Source organism: Planomonospora parontospora, from assembly GCA_014647935.1.
In the GTDB taxonomy this organism is placed as follows: domain Bacteria; phylum Actinomycetota; class Actinomycetes; order Streptosporangiales; family Streptosporangiaceae; genus Planomonospora; species Planomonospora parontospora.
This window is the reverse complement of record BMQD01000022.1, coordinates 55136-68898: the sequence shown is the minus strand read 5'-3', so window position 1 is coordinate 68898 and position 13763 is coordinate 55136. Positions and strand designations below refer to the sequence as shown.

Annotated in this window: 9 protein-coding genes; 2 read left to right on the top strand and 7 right to left on the bottom strand. The window is 72.7% G+C overall.

Annotated elements, in window-relative coordinates; all coding sequences use genetic code 11:
* Window positions 1-3 precede the first annotated feature (3 nt).
* The 3 genes from IEZ07_RS27835 to IEZ07_RS27825 form a co-directional block, all read right to left on the bottom strand.
* Window positions 4-1437, bottom strand: coding sequence for a M20/M25/M40 family metallo-hydrolase (locus tag IEZ07_RS27835; RefSeq protein ID WP_191897464.1), 1434 nt, complete (start codon window positions 1435-1437; stop codon window positions 4-6).
* A 64-nt stretch (window positions 1438-1501) separates the two neighbouring features.
* Window positions 1502-2908 (bottom strand): MFS transporter, encoded by a 1407-nt coding sequence (locus tag IEZ07_RS27830; protein ID WP_204054640.1) that lies wholly within the window; start codon window positions 2906-2908, stop codon window positions 1502-1504.
* Between the two features lie 305 nt (window positions 2909-3213).
* On the bottom strand, window positions 3214-4470 hold the full coding sequence (locus IEZ07_RS27825) for a cytochrome P450 (protein WP_191897463.1): 1257 nt from the start codon (window positions 4468-4470) through the stop codon (window positions 3214-3216).
* 783 nt (window positions 4471-5253) lie between these two features.
* Between IEZ07_RS27825 and IEZ07_RS27820 the strand changes: the two genes are divergently transcribed.
* Window positions 5254-6825, top strand: coding sequence for a pectate lyase family protein (locus IEZ07_RS27820; protein WP_191897462.1), 1572 nt, complete (start codon window positions 5254-5256; stop codon window positions 6823-6825).
* Between the two features lie 269 nt (window positions 6826-7094).
* On the opposite strand, the gene IEZ07_RS27815 is transcribed toward IEZ07_RS27820, so the two are convergent.
* From IEZ07_RS27815 to IEZ07_RS27800, 4 genes are all read right to left on the bottom strand, one after another.
* Window positions 7095-8276: an AI-2E family transporter gene (locus IEZ07_RS27815; RefSeq protein WP_191897461.1), complete on the bottom strand. Its 1182-nt coding sequence runs from the start codon at window positions 8274-8276 to the stop codon at window positions 7095-7097.
* 187 nt (window positions 8277-8463) lie between these two features.
* On the bottom strand, window positions 8464-9084 hold the full coding sequence (locus IEZ07_RS27810) for an L-threonylcarbamoyladenylate synthase (RefSeq protein WP_068897306.1): 621 nt from the start codon (window positions 9082-9084) through the stop codon (window positions 8464-8466).
* A 170-nt stretch (window positions 9085-9254) separates the two neighbouring features.
* Complete coding sequence (locus IEZ07_RS27805; protein WP_204054641.1) at window positions 9255-10298, bottom strand: pectate lyase family protein; 1044 nt, start codon at window positions 10296-10298, stop codon at window positions 9255-9257.
* Between the two features lie 65 nt (window positions 10299-10363).
* The gene (locus IEZ07_RS27800; RefSeq protein ID WP_191897460.1) at window positions 10364-11344 is read right to left on the bottom strand and encodes a pectate lyase family protein; all 981 of its coding nucleotides are present in this window, start codon (window positions 11342-11344) and stop codon (window positions 10364-10366) included.
* A 603-nt stretch (window positions 11345-11947) separates the two neighbouring features.
* Here IEZ07_RS27800 and IEZ07_RS27795 point away from each other — a divergent pair.
* The gene (locus IEZ07_RS27795; RefSeq protein WP_239320760.1) at window positions 11948-13576 is read left to right on the top strand and encodes a pectate lyase family protein; all 1629 of its coding nucleotides are present in this window, start codon (window positions 11948-11950) and stop codon (window positions 13574-13576) included.
* The last annotated feature ends 187 nt before the right edge of the window (window positions 13577-13763 follow it).

The following is a 13763-nucleotide window of genomic DNA, read 5'->3' as shown; positions in this document are numbered from 1 at the left end:
CGGTCACGAGGGCCGGGACAGGGCTCCGGCGAGCTCGGGCCAGAGGAACGCCAGCGTGGCCGCGCCGGCGAGCAGCGCGTCGATCTCGGCCCGCTCGTCGCTGTCGTGCCAGCGGTCGGTCGGCAGACCGGTCCCGAAGAGGACGACCGGCGCGTCCAGGGTCGTGGAGAGCAGCTCGGCGGGACCGCCGCCGCCGTTGCGCATCCGTCCGGCTACCGGGACGCCGAATCCCCGTTCCATCGCCCGGCCCAGCGCGGCCAGCGCCGGGTGCTCCGGCGGGGTGCGGTACGGCTCCTGGGCGGCCTCCAGCGAGATGTCCAGCCGGTAGTCGACCTTGTCACTGATGCGCTCGGCCACCCAGGCCTTCAGCTGCTCGGCGACCTCGGCGACCTTCTGCTCCGGCACCAGGCGCAGGTTCATGTCCACCGAGGCCACCGACGGGATCGCGCCGCGGGAGGCGCCCACCGGGTCGCCGCCGATGAAGGCGAGGATCTCCGCCGCCGGACGGGTCCAGACCCGCTCCAGCACGCTGTAGCCGTCCTCGCCTCCGACCGTGCGGGTCTCGGTGCGCTCCAGCCAGTCGGCGTCGCTGTAGGGCAGGGCGTTGATCTGCTCCCGCTCGCCGGGCGGCAGCTCCGCCACCCGGTCGTAGAAGCCGGGCAGCGTCACCCTCCCCCGCTCGTCGTAGAGCTGCGCCACCAGCTTGCACAGCTCGGTGCACGGGTTGGGCGCGGCCCCGGAGACGGCGCCGCTGTGCACGTCCCGGTAGGGCCCGAACACCTGCAGCTTGGCGCTGAGCATGCCGCGCAGTCCGGTGCACAGCGCCGGGGCCCGCAGCGACCACATCAGCGTGTCCGACAGCACGACCAGGTCGGCGGCCAGCTCGTCGCGGTGGTCGTCCAGCAGCGCGGCCAGGTGCGGGGAGCCGATCTCCTCCTCGCCCTCGACGAGCAGTTTGAGGTTGACCGGGGGCGCGTCACGGCCGCTCGCCGCCAGGTAGGCGCGCAGCCCCCACAGGTGGGCCAGCACCTGCCCCTTGGCGTCGGAGGCGCCGCGGCCGTAGATCTTGCCGTCGCGCACCTGCGGCTCGAACGGCAGCGACTCGCCCCAGGTGCCGCCGTGTACGGCGCGCACGTCGTGGTGGCTGTAGACGAGCACGGTCGGCGCGCCGGGCGCGGCGCACCAGGCGGCGTGGACCGCGGGCAGGCCGTCCCGGGTCTGCCACAGCTCCACGGAGGGGAAACCGATCTCACGCAGCCGGCCGGTCAGCCAGTTGGCCGAGCGCAGCAGGTCCATCCCGTGCTCGGGTATCGAGGAGATCGAGGCGATGCGCACCCAGTCGCCGAGCTCGCGCAGGAACTCCTCGCGGTACTCGCGCAGGAACCGGTGCACCGCCTCGTCACCGGGCTGATCACCGTGATCGTCGTCCACCGTCATGGCGGCGATGCTAGGCACGCACGCGCCGGTCCTCACCGCGACGATCCGCCGCTTTACCAGACGATCAGGAAATGCGGCGGGATCGCGTCCCCGCGGTGCCGGCCCCCGCCCTGCGCGTCCGGTGGCGCAACGGTCCCGGGGCCCGGACGCGGCGGGCCGCACGCGACCGGGCGGGCCGTACCGGCGCCGTCCGCCGCGGCCGCCGGGGGCCTCCCCGCGGGACGAACCCGGCGGTGAGCGCCGTGACGGCGGGGACGCCGAGCCGGCGCCCGAGTGCGCGGGCCAGCGCCACCGCGGCCAGGCCCACCGCCGCCGTGGCGGCCAGTCCCGTTCCGAGGAGGGCCGTGCGCGGGCCCAGGGCGTCGCACAGCGCGCCCAGCAGCGGCCCCCCGACCATTGCGGCCGCCCCCGTGACCAGTGACTGCGCGGCCAGCACGCGGCCCCGCATCTGCGGGTCGGTGCCGAGCTGGAGGCGGGCGCCCACCGCGGTGTCGAGGACCACCGCGGTCGCGGCGACGGGCAGCAGCACCGCGGCGAAGGACGGCAGGTCCGGCATGACGCCGCCGACCGCCTGGCCGACCGCGGTGAGCGCCGCGGCGGCGAACAGGACGGGGAACGTCGACCGGTGCCGGGAGACGACGTACAGACCGCCCAGGACGGCGCCGGCGCCGAAGACGACGGACAGGATCCCGTACCCGGCGGCGCCGGCCTGCAGCGGCCCCTGGCTCATCGCGGTCATGGTGACCTGGTAGTTACGGCTCAGCGCGCCCAGCACGAACGTGAAGACCAGCAGGACGAGCAGCCACCGGGTCCGGCCGATGTAGCGCAGCCCGGCCGCGGTGCCGGAGTCCTGTGCGGCGGCGCGCGGCAGCGGCTGCAGCTCGCCTCCGCGCATGAGGCAGACCGCCGCCACGACCGCGGCGAAGCTCAGCGCGTCGATCACGAACAGCCCGCCGGTGCCGGCGAGCGGGATGAGGATGCCGGCCAGGCCCATGCCCAGGACGCGCCCGACGGAGGTGACCACCGCGCCGAGGGCCAGCGCACCCGGCAGGTCGCCGGGGCCGACCGTCTCCGCGCCGAAGCGCCCCAGCGCGGGGAAGTACAGGTAGGACAGCGTCCCGCCGAGGAGGGCCATCGCGTAGACGGGCCAGAGGCTGTCCACGCCGGTGAAGACCAGCACCGCCAGCGCCACGGCGAGCAGTCCGTGCAGGGTGTGCCCGGCCGCCACCAGCGGCCGGGCGGGCAGGCGGTCGGCCAGGGACCCGCCGGCGAAGGTGAGCAGCAGGCCCGGCGCCGACTGCAGGAACAGGCCGAGGCCCAGGCTGGTGGCCGAGCCGGAGGCCGACAGCAGGAGCCAGTTGACTCCCATGACCTGGGTCCAGCTTCCGATCATCGACATGAAGTTCGCGCCGGCCCACATGCGGTAGTTGTGGTGCCGCAGCGCACGCAGCATGTCGGGGTCTCGCAGCACGGTGACGCTTCCTCACTCGGATCCTCACGGGGTGGGAGGCATCGCCGCGGCCGTCTCCGCCCGGCATCGGACCCGGCAGGGGCGGACGGCGCGCCCGGTGCGCCGGGCGTCGCCCCCGGGCACGCATCGGTGTGTCCTCCGCGGGGTCCATCGGCGGACGGAAGCGCGCCCTGAGCACCTTGAAGTTGAGAATTCAACTTCCTTTCCGCCCACGCCCGGCGGAGGAGGCGGCGCGCCCCGGAGCGCTGCGGCCAGGCCGCCTTCTCCGGTCCCGGCCACGCCGTACCGGACGCCTGAACGGTACGTCAGCGCTGCGGGGAGGGCACGGGCCTGCGCACGGCGGGCCGTACGGAGGCCATGACGAAGCCGCTGGCCGGGCGGGCGGGGATGCGCCGCAGGGAGATGCTCAGGTCCTGGCCGGGGACGTCGTAGTCCAACCGGGCCAACCGCGCCACCAGGGCCTTGAGCAGCGCGACGGTGATGGCCTCGCCGGGGCAGCGGTGGCCGGTGCGCGGGTCCCCGCCGCCCTGCGGGATCAGGTCGAACTCGCCGATCTCCCGGCCGATGAAGCGCCCCGGGTCGAAGGCGTAGGGGTCCTCCCAGAGCCGGGGGTCGTGGTTCTGGCCGTAGACGTCGAGCAGCACCAGCGCACCGGCGGGAATGCGCTCCCCCCGCCAGGACAGGTCTCCGACCGCCCGGCCGCCCACCAGCGGGGCGAACGGGTAGAAGCGGCGGACCTCGTGCACGAAGGCCTCGGCGAAGACCTCGTCGCCCTCGCGCAGCGGCGCGCGGTGCCGCGGCCACCGGTGCAGGGCGTGGGCGGCGAACGCGACGAACCAGGACACGGCGACCGTCGGGCGCACGATGTTGAGCAGTTCCACCGCCGCCACGCGGGGGTCGAGCAGCTCACCGTCGGTGTCACGGTGGCGGGCGACGACGTCGAGCGCCGAGTCCGGCGGCGCGGTGGCCGCACCGCCGCGCACGTCCCGCACGAGGCCGCCCAGCCACGCCTCGCGGCGCGCGCGGGCCCGCCGGGCCCGCCAGTGCCGGGGCCCCGCGGTGCCGAACCCGTCGACCAGCGCCACCAGGTCCGATGCCGCGGCCGGCACGTCGGTGTCGTCCAGGGGGATGCCGGCCCACCGGCACACCGCCCGGGTGATGACGCGGGCGGCCTCGTCGAAGAGCACGACCCGCCGCCCGTCGGCCCAGGAGGCGACCGCCTCGTCCCAGGCCGTCGTGGTGCGGCCGACGAGGTCGGCGATGCCCTCGTCGGTCATCAGCGACATGAACATCGCCTTGCGCACCCGATGGTCGGGGCCGTCCAGGGTGTGGACCGCCCCGTGTCCGAACAGGGTGCTCTTGACGGGGCCGGGCAGGGCCGTGCGCCGCTCGACGTGGTCCTCGTCGTAGAAGAACCGCGCCGCGTCCGGCCCGCACAGCCCCACGGCGCGCTGACCCGCCACCCGGGTGTGCACGACCTCGCCGGAGGCGCGCCGCCGCTGGTCGGGCAGCCAGCCGTAGCCTTCGAACAGCAGCAGGAGTGTGTGATCCGCGATGGGCATGGCCTGTCGCCTGCCCGCGGCCCCCGGTGCGAAAACATCCGGCCATCCGGCCGGAGTCCCCGCCGGATACCCGCTGATCGAGAAGACCCGTGGGGCGGGTGAGACGGCGGGGACGGACGGCCCGGTTCCGCCGCCGGTCACCGCCCGTGCGGGCGGTGACCGGCACGTGATCGGCCTGGTTTCATCCTCGGGGAACATCGGCATGCCGCTCGAGCTGGACGGATGAACTTCCGGTGTCCGCAGTCTTGCCAACGCGACGGACGCCCGCCTATTCTCGCGGACGGAAAACGCTTTCCTAACTTGCAGGGATCGTTCCGGTGAAGGCGATGCCGCGGCACCCGCGGCGGCTTCGCGCATGAACCGCCATCGATCCGGCGCGGAGGCCTCCCCGGGATGCCGACGCACCAGGGAACGAAGGATGCACGCCATGACGAAGACGTATCGCGCCATCCGTCGCGGTTACAACGACGACGACTCCCTGTAACGAACGCCCGTCACGCCGCCGGTCCCGGCGGCCGCCGCGCAGGTGGTGCCGCTGACGCCGGTCGGCGGCACGGCCTCACGGCGGCGGAGCACGGTCACGGTGATCCCGCGATCGGCACCGGCGACCCCGGAGGTCCGGGTCGCGGTGAAACCACCGTCCCGGCCCCGTCGAGAAGAGCACTCACGTCCCTGCCCGCCGACGACCTGCCCGGCGACAGGTCGCCGGCCCCGACACGACCACGGAATTCAACGGAATTCAGCTGTGGCACCCGATATCCGAAGACGAAAGGCACGATGAGAATGAGGCGACCAGTCGCACTGCGACTCTACGCTGCACTGGCCACGACGGCCGTCGCGGCCACGACCGGTGTGGCCCTGTCCGCACCCGCGGCGTCGGCGGCGGCCGGCGGCGCCACCGGTTACGCGTCCCAGAACGGCGGGACCACCGGCGGCGCGGGCGGGCAGACGGTGCGGGCCACCACGGGGACCGCGATCCACGCGGCCCTGTGCAACCGGGCCAGCAGCAGCACCCCGATCATCATCCAGGTCGAGGGGACCATCAACCACGGCAACACCGCCAAGGTGTCGGGCGACAGCTGCAGCACCGCCGCCGGCGTGATCGAGCTCAAGCAGATCAGCAACGTCACGATCGTCGGGGTCGGCAGCGGCGCCGTCTTCGACCAGGTGGGCATCCACATCCGCGACTCCAGCAACATCATCATCCAGAACGTGACCGTCCGGAACGTCAAGAAGTCGGGCTCGCCCACGTCCAACGGCGGCGACGCCATCGGCATGGAGAGCACGGTCCGCAACGTCTGGGTCGACCACGTCAGCCTGGAGGCGTCAGGCGGGGAGTCGGAGGGCTTCGACGGCCTCTTCGACATGAAGGGCAACACCCAGTACGTGACCCTGTCCTACAGCACCCTGCGCAACTCCGGCCGCGGCGGCCTCGTCGGGTCCAGTGAGAGCGACCTGTCGAACGGCTTCATCACGTACCACCACAACCTGTACGAGAACATCGACTCCCGTACGCCCCTGCTCCGCGGCGGCATCGCCCACATCTACAACAACCACTACGTGAGCCTCAACGAGTCCGGCATCAACTCCCGGGCCGGGGCCCGCGCCAAGGTGGACAACAACTACTTCAAGAACTCCAAGGACGTCCTGGGCACCTTCTACACCGACGCGGCCGGTTACTGGCAGGTCAGCGGCAACATCTTCGACAACGTGACCTGGTCCAGCCCCAGCGGGGACAACAAGCCCGCCGGTCCCAACCCCCAGTCCAACACCACCGTCAGCATCCCCTACTCCTACAGCCTCGACGCGGCCGGCTGCGTGCCGAGCATCGTGAGCCAGACGGCGGGCGCCAACAAGGGGCTGAAGGTGTCGAACGGCAGCTGCTCGCCGCAGTCCCCGACCCCGACGCCGACCCCGACCACCTCCGCCACCCCGACGCCCACCCCGACCCCGACCACCTCCGCCACCCCGACGCCCACCCAGCCCAGCGGGACCAACCTCAGCATCGGGGCCGGCTCCGACGGCTCCAGCAAGGCCGGCGGGACGAGCTACGGCAACGTGCGGGACGGCTCCATGAGCACCTACTGGTCGCCGGCCGGTTCGACCGGTTCCATCTCGATCAAGTGGGGCTCCGCCACCTCGGTGTCAAAGATCAACATCCGTGAGGCCTCGGGCTCCGCGGGCGGCATCAAGACCTGGAGGGTCCTCAACGGCGACACCGGCGCCGTCCTGACCTCCGGCAGCGGAGCGGGCGTCATCTCCTTCGCCCGGACCTCGGTGCGCAAGCTCACCTTCGAGATCACCGGCTCGACCGGCGCGCCGAAGGTCGCCGAGTTCGAGACCTACGCCGGCTGACGGGCTCTCCGGGACGGAGGCCGGAGCACCGGCCCGAATCCCGTGGCGGCACGCTCCCGCCGTCCGCCAGGAACCGGCATCGCCGGATCCGGCGGGCGGCGCACCCGGCATCGGCGCCGTGAGCGCCGCCCGCCGCCGAACGCCGGACCGGGGGCCGCCGGATCCGACGGCCCCCGGTCTCGGACCGTCAGAGTCCCGGACCGCGATGCCGGTGAACCCGGTCACACGTGCTCGCGCGCCCCGCAGCACGGGATCACCACCCGCGCGCGCTATGCCGGCGCCGAGCCGCTGCCCGGTTCGCCCGCTCCTGGCTCCCGGCCCGGCTCATCCGTTTCCTGCTTCCGGCCCGGCTCATCCGCTCCGGGGTCCCGGCCCCGCTCGCCCGTTCCCGGCTCGGCGAGCTGCTCGCGCAGGTAGCCCCAGAGCACGGCGACCAGCGCGGCGGCCGGAACCGCGAGCAGGCTGCCGACGATGCCCGCCAGGCTGCCGCCGAGCGTGACGGCGAGCAGGACCACCGCCGCGTGCAGGCCCAGGCCGCGGCTCTGCACCATGGGCTGGAAGACGTTGCCCTCGAGCTGCTGCACCACGACGATGATCGCCAGCACGATGAGCGCGTCGGTCAGGCCGTTGGACACCAGGGCGATGAGCACGGCCACGAAGCCGGCGAAGAGGGCTCCGACGATCGGCACGAACGCCGCCACGAACGTCAGCACGGCCAGCGGAAGCACCAGGGGCACGCCGACGATCCACAGGCCCAGTCCGATGAAGACGGCATCCAGCAGGCCGACGAAGGCCTGCGACCGGACGAACGCCCCCAGGGTGTCCCAGCCGCGCGCGGCGACGGCCGGCACATCGGCTGCGAGCCGGCCGGGCAGCTGGCGGGCCAGCCAGGGCAGGAACCTGGGACCGTCCTTCAGGAAGAAGAACATCAGGAAGAGGGCCAGGACCGTGGTGACGACGCCGTTGAGCACCGTGCCCACGCCGGTGACGGCGGCGTTGACGATGCCGCCGACGCTGTCCTGGATGCGGGCCACCGCCGTGTCGAGTCCCTTGGCGAGCTGGTCCTCGCCGATGTTCAACGGCGGACCGGCGGCCCATTGCCGCAGTTGCTGGATGCCGTCGACCACGCCCTTGGTGAGTTCGCCGGACTGGGACGCGACCGGCACGGCGATCAGCACCGCGATGCCCGCCGCCACGATGAGGAAGAGCACGGTCACGACCGACGCGGCCAGGGCCGGACGCCATCCGCGCCGGCGCAGGAAGCGGGTGGGCGGCCAGGTCAGCGTGGTCATCAGCAGCGCGACGATCACCGGCCACGTCACCGACCACGTCCAGCCCAGCGCCCACAGCACCACGGCGGCCATCAGCAGGACCAGGAGCAGTTCCAGGGAGATGCGGGCCGAGGAACGCAGTGCCGCTCGGGTCTTCGTGGAACTCAGCGTGGCAGGCATGAGATCACCTTAAAGCGCCCGTTGAGCGGACCGCTCGTCGCAGGCGGACCGGCGGAGCCGGAATCACCCGGCCGGCGGCGGGATCCGCCCTCGGGCACCGGCCGAGGAGGCGGCGGCCGCACCGCGGCCGCCGGCCCCGGGCGCCGTCGCCGGGCCACACCGTCACCACGTGGACGGCGCCGGGACCCTACTCGAAGAGGGACGGGTCCCCGGTGCCCCGGCGGAGGATCTCCGGCTCGTCCTGCGAGAGGTCGACGACCGTCGTCGGGGTGGCACCGCACTCACCGGAGTCGACGACGGCGTCCACCACGTGGTCGAGCCGCTCCTTGATCTCCCAGCCCTGGGTCAGGGACTCGGCCTCGTCGGGCAGCAGCAGGGTGCTCGACACCAGCGGCTCGCCGAGCTCGGCCAGCAGCGCCTGCACGACGACGTGATCGGGGATCCGGACACCGACCGTCTTCTTCCGGGGGTGCAGCAACCGCCGCGGCACCTCCTTGGTCCCGGGCAGGATGAACGTGTAACCGCCGGGGGTCGCCGCCTTGACCGAGCGGAACTGCGCATTGCTCACATGAACGAACTGGCCGAACTGCGCGAAATCCCGGCACACCAGGGTGAAGTGGTGGTCGCTACCGAGATCGCGGATCTCCCTGATCCTGTCGATCCCCTCCTTGTTTCCCATTCGGCACCCCAGCGCGTAGCCGGAGTCCGTCGGATACGCGATCAGTCCGTCCGCCCGCAGGAGATCGGCCACCTGGCCGATCAGCCGGGGCTGCGGGCTGTCCGGATGCACGTCGAAGTATTTCGCCACGCTCCAGAGCTTAGAGACAGTCGCGGGCGCGATCGCCCGGCCCCACGCGTCCGCTCCACCCCGCGCCCCGCCCGCCGGGCCGTTCCACCGGCGGGCCCTCCCCGCGGGAGGCCGTGGGGAGGGCCGCGCCGCGCGGGCCGTCCCGTGCGGGCCGGATGCGGATCCGCCGGTCAGGCCGGGCCCCACTGCGCCCCGACACCGGCACCGGAGCGCACCTTCGCGGGCACGGTCGAGGGGTCGTCGACCGTGTAGGGGTAGTAGGTACGCGGCTCGACGACCGTGCCCGCCGTCTCGGGCACGCCCGAGTTCACGTAGACGTTATTGCGCTGTACGGCCCTGCCCGGCCCGCTGTCGGCGTAGCCGCTCGCCGAGACGAGCGGGTGCGGGACATCCTGGAAGTAGTTGCCCTCCACCAGCACGCCGGCGTTCTCGGTGGAGGCCACGCCGTACAGCTCGTTGCCCAGGAAGTAGTTGTTGAAGACGTGCACCGGCTCGCCGAACCGGACGCGCGGGTGGCGCTGGCGGCTGTTGTCGAAGAAGTTGTGGTGGATGGTCACCTTGAGGCGGCCCACGTCGGTGCCCGCGGCGCCGTCGGAGTGGCTGATCAGCATGCTCTTGTCGGAGTGGTCGAAGTGGTTCCACGAGACGGTGACGTAGTCGGCGCCGCGCACCACGTCGATGGAGCCGTCCACCGCGCCGGAGAAGGTGTTGTGGTCGATCCAGATGTGGTGCGACTCGCGGCCGATATTGATCGCGTCGTCCTCGGCGGCGGTGAAGCGCAGGTTGCGCACGATCACGTTGTACGACCGGTAGAAGTCCAGGCCGCCGCCGGTGATGTGGCCCGAGGTGCCGACCCCGATGATGGTCTTGTTGGGCCGCACCCCCTGCTTGCTGGTGATGGCGATGGTGCCCGCCACCCGGATGACGAGGGTCTCCTTGCTGTCGATGTACTCCAGGAACTGCTCGGCGTCGGTGGCGGTGACCGTGCGGCCTCCGGCGCCTCCGGTGGTGCCGTTCCGGCCGAGGGCGTCGACGGCGGCGAAGCCGACGGGGCCGTCGGCCGCCGCCGCGGGGACCGGGACGTGCACGGCGGCGAGCGCGGGTGCCGGGACGCCGCCGGAGCCGAGCAGCGCGGCGAGGGCGGCGGCCGCGACCGCCCCGGCCGTCGTGCGGTGACCGGGGCGGTTCGTGCGGGCGGTGGAGGTCCGGATCACGGGTCTGCCTTTCGGTTGGGGACGTCGCCCGCCAGCGGGCGGTGGGCGGGCGGAGGCGCCGCGGGCTAGAGGCCGATCTTCCCGATGCCGGCGCCCGCGGTGACGATCGCCGGGACGGCCGCGGGGTCGTCGACCGTGTAGGGGTAGTAGGTGCGCGGCTCGACGACCGTGCCCGCCGTCTCGGGCACGCCCGAGTTCACGTAGACGTTGTCGCGCTCGACCACCCGGCCCGGCCCGCTCTTGTCGTAGCCGACGTGCACGGGGTGGGCGACGTTCTCGAAGTGGTTGCCCTCCACCAGCACGCCGGCGTTCTGCGTCGAGGCCACGCCGTACAGGGCGTTGTTCCGGTAGTAGTTGTTGAGGACGTGGACGGGTTCGGCGAAGCGCACCCGGGGATGGCGCTGATCGGTGCCGTCGAAGAAGTTGTGGTGGTAGGTCACCCGGAGCTTGCCGACGTCGGCGGTGTAGGTGTCGGAGTGGCCGAGCAGCGCCGCCTTGCTGTGGTGGTGGAAGCGGTTCCACGAGACCGTGACGAGGTCCGACTCCCGCTTGATGTCGAGCAGGCCGTCGTAGCCGCCGGAGAAGTCGTTGTGGTCGATCCACACGTGGTGGGCCTTGTTGGTGACGCTGACGGAGTCGTCCGAGGCGCCGGTGAACCGGATGTTCCGGATGATCACGTTGTTGCCTGGCCGGGTGGTCGAGCCGAGCTGGAGGCCGCCGCCGGTGATCTCCGCGGTCGAGCCCACGCCCAGGATGCTCTTGTCGGCGATGACGGTGACCATGCCGCTGAGCCGGATGCTGCCGGAGACCCGGATGACGTAGGGGCCGCGCCGCCCCGCGTAGTCCTTCAGCTCCGCCGCCGTGGTGACGGTCACCGTGGGGCCGCCGGCACCTCCGGTGGTGCCGTTCCGGCCGAGGGCGTCGACAGAGGCGAAGCCCGTCGGGGTGTCGGCGGTGCCGTACGGGGCGGCCGACGGGGCCGGGGCGGCGGCACTCGCCGGGAGCGCGGTCAGGGCGGTGGCCGCCGCGGCGGCGAGTGCCGCCATCCGGTCGCGGTAGCGGGCGGGTGCCCTCCTAGCGGGACCCGGGGACCGATGGGAGACGGACGGTCTGGATGCCATGGATCGCTCTGCTTTCTGCATGCGCCGCCGGCACGGCCTGCGGTGCTTCGGCGGAAGGGGGCGTCGCAAGCGGCCGGCTCGTCCGCACCCGTTCCCGGGCATGAGCGGTATGTCAGCCGCGACGAGAGGAGGGAGAATGGAAAGCGCTTTCCTTGACTACGGTGAACGTACGTTAACAACACCGGCCAGTCAATGGTTAAACGCCGCAGATCCCTCGCTCCGAGTGACCCGCCCCTGCGCTCCACACCGTCGCCTCGAGGCGTCGCCGCCCGCCGATCGGCCTCTCCCCGCCACCCGGTCTCCCAGTTCACAGCTGGTTCACCGACGTGCCCGACGGATTCCGCCGCAGCGGACCGCCGTCCCGCCCGACAGAGCGACGGGATCCCGGCGGACCGCACCCCTTGACCCGCCCCGCTGCGGGGCGTACAAGTGCGGAGAGAGCGGATAGCGCTTTCCCTGACTCCGTACCAGCTCGTCCGGCCGGGCCGAGGCACGCCCGGGCGGCGTCTCGGAACTGGAGGTTCCACAGTGCGAATCAGGAAAGAGCGCAGCGCCGGTCCGCTGCTGACCGCGCTCGCGGCCGTCACCGCCGCGCTGCTCGGGGTGCTGACCCTGGTGGCGGTGCCCGGCGCGTCCGCCGCGACGCTGCTCGGCGACGACTTCGAGGACGGCGACGCCGCCGGGTGGTCGAAGTCCGGCGGGAGCTGGTCGGTGGTCGCCGACGGCTCCCGCGTGTACCGGCAGGGCGGCACCGGCGCGGACGCCAGGGCCGTGACCGGCGTCGGCTGGTCGGACCAGTCCGTGCAGGCGCGGGTGAAGCCGATCGCGTTCAACGGCGGCGGCAGGTATGTCGCGGTGCTGGCCAGAGCGCAGGGCACCGGCTCCCACTACTTCCTCGGGTTGAGCAGCACGGGCTCGGTCGTCCTCGGCAAGCGGAGCGGCGGCGCGCCCGCGACCCTCGACTCGGCCCCGGCGGCGGTGACCGCGGGCAGGTGGTACACGCTCAGGCTGGAGGCGTTCGGCACGACGCTGCGCGGCTTCGTCGACGGCGTGGAGGTCGTCTCGGCGACGGACTCCGCCTTCCCCTCCGGCAGGGCGGGCCTCGCGGGCCACTACGCGAGCGCCGCGTTCGACGACGTGCTGGTGACCGACGTCCCCGGTCCGGGCGGGCCGTCGGCCAGCCCCACGCCCACCCCCACGGTCACGGACACGCCGCCTCCGGGGTCCTGCCCCACCTCGGGCGCGCCCGCCGGGTTCGCCTCGGTGGACGCCTGGGGCCAGAACGGCACCACGGGAGGCGCCGGCGGGCCCACCGTCGAGGTCGACACGGCCGGTGAGCTGCTCGCCGCGATCGGGCGGAGCGGTCCGCTGAACATCTGCGTGCGCGGGATGATCACCGTTCCGGCGGGGATGCACGACGTCGCCTCGGACAAGACCATCGTGGGCATCGGCTCCGGTGCGGGCATCAGCGGCGGCGGGTTCAACATCGGCCTGCCCGCCGACGACGCGGTCACCTCGCCGCCCGCGGACGCCGTGCACAACGTCGTCGTCCGCAACCTGACGTTCCGCGGCGCCACCGACGACGCGATCAACGTGCAGATGTTCTCCCACCACGTCTGGATCGACCACAACGACCTGTGCTGCGGCTACGACGGGCTGGTCGACATCAAGCGCGGCTCGTCCTACGTCACCGTGTCGTGGAACCGCACGCACGACCACACCAAGAACATGCTGCTCGGCCATGACGACGACAACGGCGCGCAGGACACCGGGCGGCTCAAGGTCACCTACCACCACAACTGGTTCGACCGCACGCCGCAGCGCAACCCCCGGGTCCGGTTCGGCGAGCCGGTCCACGTGTTCAACAACTACTACGTCTACAACACCGACACCGGGGTGGCCTGCCAGGCGGACGCCGGCTGCCTGGTCGAGGGCAACTACTTCGAGCGGGTCGAGGAACCCGTGACGAACCACTACGCCGGGCCGTCGGGCAGGTGCGTCGCCCGCGACAACGTGTTCGCCGACGACTCGGGCAGGCCCGACTGCAGCGGGACGGTGCAGGAGGCGAGCGCCTACTACCGCTACACCCTGGACGATCCGGCCTCGGTGAAGGCGATCGTCACCGCGGGGGCCGGGGTCGGGAAGATCGGCGGCTGACCCTCCGCCGAGGGGTCCCGGCGGGCGGCACGCTCCGGCGCCCGCCGGATCCCGTTCCGTTTCCGGGCGGGACACCGCTCCGGCACCCGCCCGGAAACGGAACGGGACCCGCCCTCACCGCACCACCGGCGCCACCGACGCCTCCAGGCAGCCGTACGGCACGGCGGCCGAACCGGAGAGCGCTCTC

Excerpts from the sequence above, each read along its gene's own strand:
- IEZ07_RS27820 (WP_191897462.1), top strand. The coding sequence starts at position 5,254 with ATGAGGCGACCAGTCGCACTGCGACTCTACGCTGCACTGGCCACGACG.
- IEZ07_RS27800 (WP_191897460.1), bottom strand. The coding sequence starts at position 11,344 with ATGGCGGCACTCGCCGCCGCGGCGGCCACCGCCCTGACCGCGCTCCCG.
- IEZ07_RS27825 (WP_191897463.1), bottom strand. The coding sequence starts at position 4,470 with ATGCCCATCGCGGATCACACACTCCTGCTGCTGTTCGAAGGCTACGGC.
- IEZ07_RS27815 (WP_191897461.1), bottom strand. The coding sequence starts at position 8,276 with ATGCCTGCCACGCTGAGTTCCACGAAGACCCGAGCGGCACTGCGTTCC.
- IEZ07_RS27835 (WP_191897464.1), bottom strand. The coding sequence starts at position 1,437 with ATGACGGTGGACGACGATCACGGTGATCAGCCCGGTGACGAGGCGGTG.